12 protein-coding genes are annotated in these 10,175 nt (G+C 69.1%); 6 read left to right on the forward strand and 6 right to left on the reverse strand.

What is annotated here, in order from left to right:
- Positions 1-148: 148 nt before the first annotated feature.
- Genes ACWDAK_RS39570 through ACWDAK_RS39580 form a run of 3 tightly spaced genes read left to right on the forward strand, consistent with a single transcriptional unit; the run spans position 149 to position 1,896 of the window.
- Positions 149-955: a LysR family transcriptional regulator gene (locus ACWDAK_RS39570; RefSeq protein ID WP_427396187.1), complete on the forward strand. Its 807-nt coding sequence runs from the start codon at positions 149-151 to the stop codon at positions 953-955.
- A gap of 50 nt (positions 956-1,005) precedes the next feature.
- Positions 1,006-1,542, forward strand: a complete 537-nt coding sequence (locus ACWDAK_RS39575) for a DUF2716 domain-containing protein (RefSeq protein ID WP_427396186.1) — start codon at positions 1,006-1,008, stop codon at positions 1,540-1,542.
- A gap of 51 nt (positions 1,543-1,593) precedes the next feature.
- Positions 1,594-1,896 carry a DUF4265 domain-containing protein gene (locus tag ACWDAK_RS39580; protein ID WP_427396185.1) on the forward strand — a complete coding sequence of 101 codons (303 nt, stop codon included), beginning with the start codon at positions 1,594-1,596 and terminating at the stop codon, positions 1,894-1,896.
- A 458-nt stretch (positions 1,897-2,354) separates the two neighbouring features.
- Here the strand turns inward: ACWDAK_RS39580 and ACWDAK_RS39585 are convergent, their stop codons facing one another.
- Entirely contained in the window at positions 2,355-2,894 is a 540-nt protein-coding gene (locus ACWDAK_RS39585) for a hypothetical protein (RefSeq protein ID WP_344641283.1), read from the reverse strand.
- 572 nt (positions 2,895-3,466) lie between these two features.
- On the opposite strand from ACWDAK_RS39585, the gene ACWDAK_RS39590 reads away from it, so the two are divergent.
- A complete protein-coding gene (locus ACWDAK_RS39590) occupies positions 3,467-5,500 on the forward strand; it encodes a hypothetical protein (RefSeq protein ID WP_427396184.1) in 2,034 nt (677 codons plus the stop codon).
- A 139-nt stretch (positions 5,501-5,639) separates the two neighbouring features.
- Here the strand turns inward: ACWDAK_RS39590 and ACWDAK_RS39595 are convergent, their stop codons facing one another.
- The 4 genes from ACWDAK_RS39595 to ACWDAK_RS39610 form a co-directional block, all read right to left on the reverse strand.
- Positions 5,640-5,810 (reverse strand): hypothetical protein, encoded by a 171-nt coding sequence (locus ACWDAK_RS39595; RefSeq protein WP_344641281.1) that lies wholly within the window; start codon positions 5,808-5,810, stop codon positions 5,640-5,642.
- A gap of 357 nt (positions 5,811-6,167) precedes the next feature.
- A complete protein-coding gene (locus ACWDAK_RS39600; RefSeq protein ID WP_344641280.1) occupies positions 6,168-6,404 on the reverse strand; it encodes a hypothetical protein in 237 nt (78 codons plus the stop codon).
- 19 nt (positions 6,405-6,423) lie between these two features.
- Positions 6,424-6,834, reverse strand: coding sequence for a winged helix-turn-helix transcriptional regulator (locus ACWDAK_RS39605; protein WP_344641279.1), 411 nt, complete (start codon positions 6,832-6,834; stop codon positions 6,424-6,426).
- Entirely contained in the window at positions 6,806-7,003 is a 198-nt protein-coding gene (locus ACWDAK_RS39610; protein WP_427396183.1) for an ATP-binding protein, read from the reverse strand. Before ACWDAK_RS39610 ends, ACWDAK_RS39605 begins: the two co-directional genes overlap by 29 nt.
- A gap of 921 nt (positions 7,004-7,924) precedes the next feature.
- Between ACWDAK_RS39610 and ACWDAK_RS39615 the strand changes: the two genes are divergently transcribed.
- Positions 7,925-8,224 carry a hypothetical protein gene (locus tag ACWDAK_RS39615; protein WP_427396182.1) on the forward strand — a complete coding sequence of 100 codons (300 nt, stop codon included), beginning with the start codon at positions 7,925-7,927 and terminating at the stop codon, positions 8,222-8,224.
- A 197-nt stretch (positions 8,225-8,421) separates the two neighbouring features.
- On the forward strand, positions 8,422-9,249 hold the full coding sequence (locus ACWDAK_RS39620) for a PhzF family phenazine biosynthesis protein (RefSeq protein ID WP_344641276.1): 828 nt from the start codon (positions 8,422-8,424) through the stop codon (positions 9,247-9,249).
- A 60-nt stretch (positions 9,250-9,309) separates the two neighbouring features.
- Here ACWDAK_RS39620 and ACWDAK_RS39625 read toward each other — a convergent pair whose 3' ends face one another.
- Entirely contained in the window at positions 9,310-10,056 is a 747-nt protein-coding gene (locus tag ACWDAK_RS39625) for a DDE-type integrase/transposase/recombinase (RefSeq protein WP_344641275.1), read from the reverse strand.
- Positions 10,057-10,175 lie beyond the last annotated feature (119 nt).

A 10,175-nucleotide genomic window follows, 5' to 3' on the forward strand; every position in this document is an offset into this window, starting at 1 on the left:
CGCGGCTTCTTCCCCATGCTCTCCATGATGGACATCATCCTTACCGGGACCGAAGCCCCTGATCAGGGGTGTCCGTCAAAGCGAATCAAGCCCACCTCCCCTGGAACTCCTGGCCGGCCTCCAACTACCAGGAGACGACCCGGACGCTGTGGAAACGGAACGCCTCCACGAGCTGATCCGCAACCCGGACAGCACCACAGGGCGTGTGGCCCGAGCCCTCGGAACGAGCATCGAGACCGTCCGGCACGTGCTCACCGAGCGCCCGGCGCCTTCAGCACCGAGGACCCCCGCGCAGGCCCGTGCCAACGGCGACCTACGCCGCAGAGCCCGCAGCATCCTCCCCAAGGCCGAGTTCGCCAGGCTCTACTACGACCAGCAGCTTTCTCTGCTGAAGATCGCCGACAAACACAACCTCAGCCGTAGAGCTGTCTCCGACCTCGCCCGCGAGTACAGCAATGTCACGCGCCGTCGTGGTGGCCCCGCCCCGATGCCGATCCATCGCGCCTGGCTCCACGACCAGTACGTCACCAAAAAACGCACCCTGGACCAGATCGCCGAGGAACTCGGTATGAGCGGCTCGAACCTTCTCTACAGAGCCCACAAGCTGGAAATCCCGATGAGGCCCGGAGGCGGCGCCAGTCATGCCAGCACACTCGCTGTCCAGGCCAAAGCCACGGCAGCACCACCCATCCTGCAGAAGGTCATGACCGGCTACGGAGTCCCGCAAAGGCTGCAGCGCTTCGCTGTCATGACCAACCATCGCTCCATGGCAGGCGTAGCCAGAGAACTTGGGGCACGCTCCTCCACCCTGTTCGCGCAACTCAACAGGATCGAACGCGAGATCGGGGGCGACCTCTTCCACCGTCCCAGGCGTCCGTTGGTACTCACGCCACTCGGCGAACGCCTTCTTGCAGCGATCCAAGGCTTCCTTCGAGGGGAGTCGAGCGCGGGGTAGCCACCGGAATTCCGTCTCGAGTTGCACCTCACGGGCGATAGGTTCGCCCAATGACCTCCGAAGCCCTTCACCGACTCTATGGCCGCGAGCACGCCGACATCTGGGACCGTTTCGATGGCAGGTTCGACTTTCGGCCCAGTATGCACGTCTTCCCCGGCATCACAGAGCCTTCGGTGTCGGTCACGTGGAGTCTTGATGCCTTGAAAGACGATCCCGGAGATCAGAAACTCGACCGCCTGGTAGAGGTGGTGCAGGAGGGGCTTGTGAAGTGCAGCAACCCTGGGGAATCGCTCTGGATCCTGGACTGGCAGCACACCTGCTACCGGCTCCGTCCGGATCTTCCGGCGACCGACATGTTCCTTCCCCGGGTCCTCGAAGGTCGTTCGCGGGAGGGATGGCCGCTCAGCCCCTACCCGGACGGCGACTACTACATCTTCCTCGCCGACGACCTCCGCTTCGGCACCTTCGGACACCCCTGGGAACACTCCCTCTGCGTCTTCGGTGCCGAACTGCTGGAAGCGATCGCCGAGGACGTCCAGCAGGTGCTCCAGCGTGTCCTCCGCTGCGACGGTCTGCCCACCGTGTGAGGACGCAAGCCGGCAGCACGCTCGAAGCTCCTGTGTGACACGATCACGCTCATGATGGAGGAGTCCTACGTCGGTGCTGACACCCACATACGGCTGCTGGCAGGCCACAGCAGCGCTGGGCAGCCGGTTTTCGAGGTGCTTCCAGCTCGAACGCTGGGAGCGGACCTGTTCGAGCTGACCGGCAGTCCAGGCCTGGTGCTGGGGTGCGCTGCCGGAGACGTACTGCAGGTCGCCGGCGACGGGGCGTTCGAGGTGACCGAGCGTGGGGCTAACGTCTGCGTCCAGGCATACCACGGAGGCCCCTTCTCACCCGAGGAGCTGGCTGGACCCTGGCGGCTGGTCTCACCGTTCTGAATGGGTTGGCCGAGGCACCGGCGGACCGACGGTTCATCGTGGGGACGGTCGCCCGTGAAGTCGGACTCCCCGTCATCGAGCGAGCCATGAACGATTGGGCCGCAAGTGTGGATAACGCCGAGTGGTGGTTCGGGAACGCCGACTGAGCGGGGCGCACGGCAGGGCAGCACAAGGTCACGCCTGCAGCGGCGACGGAGTGAGTGGGCTTCTCGCAGAGATACCTCGTCGAAGCCGAGCAATTCGCGCGTGACGATGATGGCTTCGAGGACACCGGATCCCCGCTCACGTACCAAGTCCATCCCGCCATCACCACTCAGCAGTGGGAGGCACTCCTCGACCAGTGCAGTCAGGTGAGCGGCCCGGGATGGGGTGAGGCCACGGATGTACTCGAACACGTCGATCTCGCCTTCAGCAACCAGCCGATGGGTCTGTACTCGCTGCACCACGGTCTCGGCATCTCACTCTCCAGCCAGCTCGCCGAGGATCTCGCTGTAGTGGCGACGCCGTTCAGTCAACGCTTGGGCGACCTCGTCGTCATTGGTCTCGTTCATCTGCCCGAGATGCCCCAGGAGGTTGTCCCGCTGCGGGTGCTTCGAGCTGCTGACGTACTCGACAGTTCGGGCCACCCCGGCGCTGAGCAGCAGGCGGTGCGGCAGTCCGCACCAGGTATCGAAACTCCGACAGATGGCGTTCCACAGGAGCCAGACGTCCTCGATCCGGCGTTCCTCGGCGACCATCAGGGCTGCGAGCTCGATGCTGTGGCTGAAGCCCCAGGAATGCCGGTGGCGCTCGGTCTCCTGGACCAGAAGGTACCTGGCGAAGTCCCCGATGCCGGGTTCGGGCGTGAGCATCAGGGCTTCGAGGACCTGTTGTCGGTCCTCCCAACGGATGTCGACGGGCAGACCGTCATCATCGTGCCGTCCGTCGAACTCCAGAAGCTCCCACCGTTCCGGGTCCTCGCACCACCAGGCCAGGTCGGGTATCGCGGGACGGCTCATCGGTGGTGCTTCCGTTCAACTGCGGGAGTACTGGTTCGAAGGCTTCGGGCCAGATGCAGAGGTTCCCACCTGGCACGGGCCCGTGGAGTGCATCGCCACAGTTTCGCGCTTGCCCTGAGGAATCCGCCATCGGATTCGGGCGGACCTACCCCGCCATAGATCTGGACTAGCTCACGAATCCCAGGTCAGCGCTCTGCCACACACCAGGCGCGGCCGGAACCTACACCTGCTCCTCGCGCGCGGCGCCATCACCCGGCGCGGGCCGCGCACCCCCATCACCGGCACCGCCTGCTGGGACCTCGGCGAACTGGCCGACCTGCGCTCCGACAAGGGCCTGGACGCGGTCGCCGCCCGCCTCGCCCAGCGGCTGCCGCACCCCGCCGGCGCAGCGGTGCGGCCCGAGGTGATGCCGACCGGCGCGCGCCGCCACCCCTGGGCCGACCTCCAGACCCCGGGCGAGCGCTCCCCCTCCCCGCGCCGCCTCGTCCACGCGAGCCCCGGTTCTCCGGGCTGAGCTGCGTCTCATGAAGCATCAGCGAATTTGGGCGACAGGACGGCGGGTTTCCTGGACGATGACGGCCGATGGCGAGCGGGACGACGTGATGGTGAACGGGATGACGGTGACGGGAATGTCGTTGGAGGCGCTGGACTCCGTGGCGTGGGACGAGCTTGAGACGGCGCATCCGCGCGAGCCGGTCGAGGACATACCGCGGGCGCTGCGACTGCTCGCGTTGGCGGGGGCGGGGGCGACGGAGGAGAACTGCTATCCGCTCTACTCCCTCGTCACCAGGGACGGGGGGCGGACGCCGTCCGCAGCGGCAGCCGCCCTGCCGTTCGTCATTGCGCTCGCCGCCGACCCGGCCATGGGCGCGCGGGTCGCCCTCGTCGAGCTGCTGGTGGCCATGCAGGCACCGGCCCTGACGGACGAGGACTGGACGGGAGCGTGGGCCCTGCTCGCGGATTCGGAGCCGACGGTGCGGCGGGCGGCGATACCCCTGGCTGCCGGGCTCGTAAGGCTCCTGGAGCGATGGCGGGTGGAGACGGTCCCGACGGTGCGGCTCCCGCTGCTGCTCGCCCTCGGTGAGGCCGCATCCGGGGAGGCCAGGGTCGATAGGACCGGCGACGCTTTCGATGAGGCGCGGGCGGTGCTGGCAAACGTGCTGGCCGGGGACGACCCGGTGTTGTGGGTCGCGGCCGTCCACGCCTCGGCGGGACTCGACCGAGAGCTACCCGTCCGGCAGATGGACCGGCTGATCGAGGTGTTCTCCGATCCCGCGCACCGACCGCGGTTCGAAGAGGTCTGGTACACCCCGGATGTCGACGGTCCCTGGACCCGCGAGGACCTTGTCCGGTCGACGGCCTGGATGCTCGCGCACGACCCCGACGCGGAACTCTCCTTCGCCGTACGGCTGGTCGAGACGGCGGACCGCACCAAAGACGCCGCGCTCTGCCGGGAGGCACTGGACCTGGCGTGGCGGCTCCTCACCGAGCGGCGTTCCGTGGAAGCCGCCTTGCTGCCGCTGGCGGGCGGGCTGCTGACCCATCCGGACGGCGCCGTCCGGCTCAGGGCGGCAAACATGCTCGCGGTGCTGGGTCCGGCGGCGGCCCCGTACGCCGACCGGCTCGCCGAACTGCTCGACGACAACGCGGCCGACGAATACCTCGACGGAACGGTCGGCGAAATCGCCCGCTGGGCACTGGCCCGTACCGGTGACCCGCGCGCCCTTCCGGGCCTGATCGAGCAGCTCCGCGCGCAAGAGGAGGAGCAGGGCCGCGGCTACGTCATCGGTGATCCGAGGCGGCCGGACATCAAGGACGTGCTGATCCCGCTCCGGGCGCACGCGGACGTCCTGCTGCCCTCGATGCGGGAGACGATCCGGCAGGGCGGAGCCCGAGGTGGTGCGACCCGCGGGTTCCTTGAGGTGTTGGAAGCATGGGGTGAGGACGCATTGCCGGCCCTGCCCGATCTCCTCCCGCTGCTGGCCGACACCTGGACCGCACTCCATGTGGTCGCTGTGCTCGCGGCAATGGGCCCGGCTGCCGCCTCCGCCGTACCGGCCCTTCACGCCTGCGAGGTATTCGACTCCCCGGGTAACCACCACGCGGTCGCCTCGGCCGCCGTGCGCATCGGCGGTGACCGCGCGGCGGCGCTGCAGTTCTTCGGCGACGCGGTCCTGGCGGCCGCGGAACCCTGGCACGGGCCGATCGGCGCCCTGGCCGAGTTCGGCCTCGACGCGGCACCTTACGCGGACCGGGTCCGGATCGCCATGGAGAACAGCACGCACTGGCCGAGGCTCACCGCGGCGATCACGCTCTGGGCGATCACGGGCCAGGCCGAACCGAGCATGCAGGTCCTGGAGGAGTTCGTGCTGCCGATCGCCGACGGCGGTGACGGCTTCGGGTTCTTGCGCGAGGCGCTCCAAGCCCTGATCGGAATGGGCGAGGTCAGCCCGGCGATCCGGGCCGCGCTGCTGGCCGTACGGCAGTCGGAGCGCCGCCTGTCCGCGGAAGGGGGATACCCGATGATCCTCCGCGACAAGGAACTGCGCGACCTGGTCGAGCACGCCCTCGCGTGCGCGGGACCTTGCTCAGGCGAGACATGCTGAATCGTCTGGTGAGCCCCGGGAGCGCCGGATGATCACTGTCGTCACCACGCGGGTGCTGTACCTGCGCTTCCACCCCCCGACCGGCCGGGCGCCGCAGGAGGCCGAGTACGAGCGGCTCCTGGACCTGCGGTGAGCGCGGCTAGATCCTCCCAGCCGCCCTCGCCGACGCACCCCGACCCGCGCCGTGCCGGGGGCCGCTGGGACCGTTGATCGAGTGCAGCTCCAGGTAGCGGTCCGCCATCAGCACGAAGACGTCTTCCAGCTGCTCGCCGTTCGCGCGGCACCAGCGCACGATCGCACGGCGCAGCACAGCACGCCGGTCCGGGCCCCGCTTGATTCCCGGGCGCAGCTCGCTGCGGGCCTGCCGGTGGGCTTCCTCGACGTACTCGGTCGGGATGACGTCGTGGTCGAGGGCGAGGTCGAGCGCGTACTCGTACGGGTAGCGCTCGGACGAACGGTGGCCCGGGCAGGTTGGCGATGGACTCGGCGATGCTGGTCACCCGTCAACCGTGGCATGTCTCAAGGGTGTTGGCATGCCGGAGCGCGCCTGCGGGTCAGCGAGGTGGAGCGGCCTATGGGTGGTCGTGTGTCGGCTGGAGCCGCGTGGTTCTGCTGAGTGCGGGGTGGGGTGGAGTCGCGGGCGGGGCCGTACGGGTGGGTCCGGCTGTCAGTGACAGCGGACGAGGACCTTGAGGACTTCTCGGGCGTCGTGCCGGCGATGGGGAGTGCGTGCGGTTACGCCGACCACGGTGTGTCCGGCGGCGAGGCCTTCCAGGATCGGTCCGTAAGTGCCGGCGATGCTGCTGCCGGCGCCATGGGCGAGGACGAGGCCGGGGCCGGAGCCCATGACGGTGCGGACGTAGGTCGCCTCGGGCAGGGTGCCCTCGGACATGAGGAGTTCCATTCTTCGAGGCTGTAGCGGGTCAGGTGGTGCGGTGTTCGGACCAGGAGCGGAGCTGCTCCAGGGCGGGCAACAGGGCGCGGCCGTCTGGGGTGAGGGTGTAGGTGGCGGGGCCGGGCGGGAGCTGGTGGTGGGTGACGAGTCCGGCGTCGATGAGTTCGCGCAGCCGGTCGGCGAGCATCCTGGTGCTGATGCGGTCGATGGCGGCGCGTAGTTCGCCGAACCGCGCGGGTAGCGCACGGCGGTAGCACCGAGCGCGGTGACGCGCTCCAGGTCTCGCTTGGAGGCAGTGCCGCTGACGCTGCCCGCCCCGGTCGTCGCGGCCGCCGCCGAGCTCCTCGCCGACCGGGTGACCGACCCGGACCCGGTCACCCGGGACGCGGTCGCCGCCGTATTGGCCCGGCTCAACGCCGCTCTCGCGCGGGGGCAGCACCCATGCGGGCGGCCAGCACGTAGTCGGCCCGGGCTGCGCCCTGCCTGCTGCGGCTCTCGACGACCGCGGCATCGAGCGGCACCGAAAGCGCAAGCTCGGCCCATACGACCTCGCCGTCCTCCGTGCGATCGCAGCCCCACCGGTCGGCCAGCGCCTCGACCATCAGCATGCCCCGGCCCGCGAGCGCCTGGGTCGCCCACTCTGGTCACTATCCGGGGCAGCTCCTCGGCCTGGTCCTCGGCCTCGAACCGCAGCCGGTCACCGCCCGGCTCCAGGGCGAGCACCGCCCGAAATCGGGCCGGGCCGGCGTGGCGGGCGGCGTTGGCCAGCAGTTCGCCGGCGATGGCGACCAGGGGCCCGGTCGAGCAGCCGGCCCTTCGAGGCCACGCCCGACGCGCAGCCCGCGGGCAGCTGAGCGACCGGCTACAGAACGGCGCGGGCTCCAGGGTCCAGGGTGAGTTCGCCGTCGTCGGCGTCGTAGCCGAACAGCTCCGCGTAGCGGCCCAGTCGATGGCGATGTCCAGCTGGCGGCGGGCCTCCTCGGCGGTGAAGCCCCGGCGCAGGAGGTCGACAAAGAGGTCCTCGCGGAGCTTGCGGTCTTCGGTGGCGGCGAGGGCCTGGACCAGTTGGGCGTCGAGGTCGAGAGCATCGAGCAGGTCACCGCCGCCACCACCCGCCTCCAGGAAACCCGTCTGGCCACCTTCGAAGAGAACGGCACCTCCTGCTACTACTCGCTCCAGGACAACGTCCGGGTCACGGCCCCGCATGGAACCCCTGGGAGGTCTACGTCGGCTCGTAGACACCCTGGACAAGGCCGCCGCCACGCCGGAGGCCCGCTGCGGCACCATCACCTGCTGCACCCCGACGAGCAGGCCGTCGACCCCCGTCAGACTCCAGCCGAAGCCCCAGCGCCGGATGCTCCTGCGCCAGCTGATCACTGCACCCGACACAGCCGTATGGCCGGGTAGCCCGACTCCAGGCCATACGGTTGAGTTGAACGAGGCGGCGGCAGTTCCGCCGGGGATGCTCTCCCACGCACTCGCCCCCGAGCGTCAGCTCGGCTGATCCTCCACACGACGAAGGTGTACGGATGAACAGCGGCGATGCGGACAGGGCCCGCGAGCGGCTGAAGGCAGCGGCCGACAGACTGGCAACGGACGCCGCGATGCTGGCGACGGCGTCAGCCCCCGCCCGCGAGGCTGGCCTGGCCGCGCGGGTCGCCGATCTGCGCCGCGCCGTAGTGACGGCGGGGCGGGCCGGCATCCCCTATGAGCTGATCGCCCACGACAGCCACATGGACCTCGAAACCATCGAACGGTGGATCACGCTGGATGACCTGGGCCCCCGTCGCCGTCCTCCCGAGGACGGTCCCCGCATCACGCGAGCCTGAGGCATGATGTGCGGGCTATGCCCGTCACCGCCGCTCGGCGACTTGTCCGGGCCGCGGTGTTCGCCGCGGCGGGGCGGCGGGTTTGACGATTCTCAGCGAAGATTGACCCACCCCGGTTCCTCGCCGAGGGCACGTCAGTCCACCTACTTCGGATTGGCCTTGGCGACACTGGTCCTGGTGGCGCTACGGTGCCCGACATGCACCTCTACGTCGTCGACGCCTTCACCGATCGTCCCTTCTCCGGGAACCCGGCTGCTGTGTGCCTACTGCCGGCCGGACCGTGGCCGGACGCCACGTGGATGCAGCGGATCGCGACCGAGATGAACCACTCCGAGACTGCGTTCGCCCTTCCGCTGTCCGCTTCGACCGAGGCCGACTGGGCCATCCGGTGGTTCACCCCGCGAGTCGAGGGCGACCTGTGCGGCCACGCCACGCTCGCCACCGCGCACGCGCTACGCACTGCGAAGGGCCTCGTCGGAGCCGTTCGGTTCCTGAGCCGTAACCACGGCGTTCTCGTCACCCACGCCGACGCGGAGGGCACCATCACGCTCGACTTTCCGGCGGCCCCCGGCACCGCGGTGCCCATGCCGGACGAGCTCCACAAAGCCCTGGGAGCCGTCCCCGAGACCGCCTTCCGCTCCGACGGCCTCGGCGACCTGCTCGCGGTCTTCCCAGATGAGGCTACGGTCCGGGCTCTCACGCCGAACCTCGACGCCGTCGCCGACCTGACAAACCGCGAGGGCCTGCGCGGCGTCATCGTCACGGCCCCCGCCACCGAGATTGACCTGGGCCACGACTTCGTCTCCCGTTTCTTCGCACCGGCCCGGGGCATCCCCGAGGACCCGGTGACCGGCAGCGCCCACACCACGCTCGCCCCGTACTGGTCGGCACGACTCGGCCGCGAGGAGCTCACAGGCCTCCAGGTGTCCGCACGCAGCGGCCTGGTACGCACCGCTGTGAGCGGCGACCGCGTCCACCTCACCGGGAATGCCGTCACGGTCTTGGATGGTGCCCTGCACGTCTGACGACCCAAGGACGGGAAGCGAAGCGGAACCTGTCAAGGCGATCAAGGCAGGTGATGTTGCCTAATTTTGGGTCTGGAACTCCTTCTCGGCGGCGTGCTCGGAGGGCCTGTTGATCCAAGCCTGTTCGGGTATGGCGGGTGGTTCGGGGAACTTGCGTACGAAGCGTTCGGGGTGCTGGTTGTAGGCGTCGGCGAGGACCTTGGCCCGCAGGTCGCGCACCAGCTCGGCCTCGCCGTGGTGGACGTCGTAGGGCGTGTGGTAGCCGATGCCGCTGTGTCGGTGCTCGAAGTGGTACCAGTGGAAGAACTCCGCGCACCACTGCCGGGCGTGCGGCAGGGAGCCGAACCGGTCCGGGTAGTCGAACCGGTACTTGATCGTCTTGTACTGGGCCTCCGAGTACGGGTTGTCGTTGGAGATCTTCGGCCTGGAGTGCGACCTGGTGACGCCGAGATCGGCCATCAGGACGGCGACCGACTTGGCGGTCTGGATCGCTCCCCGGTCCGAATGGATCGTCAACGTGTTCCGGTTGACGCCGTGTTTGGCGACGGTGTCCTCGATGAACTGCTTCGCGAGTTCCTCGCTCCCGTGGGCGGTGACCATCCAGCCCACGGTGTACCGGCTGTAGATGTCGATCATCGTGTAGAGGCAGTAGAAGACCCGCTTGTGCGGGCCTCGCAGCCTGGTGACGTCCCAGGACCACACCCGGTTGGGGGCGTCCGCCATCAACTCGGGTTTCTTGCGCGGCGGGTGGGCCGCCTGCCGGCGCCGTTCTCGGACCTCGCCCCGCTCGCGCAAGATCCTGTACATCGTGGATTCCGAGCACTGAAGTTCCCCCAAGGCCGGGTAGTTAAGGATTTCGGCCGGGGTGCAAGGTGGGGGCCGCTGGTGTGGCGGCTGCCGTGTAGCGGCCCCTGCGGACCTTCTTG

This window comes from Kitasatospora sp. NPDC001175, assembly GCF_053598215.1.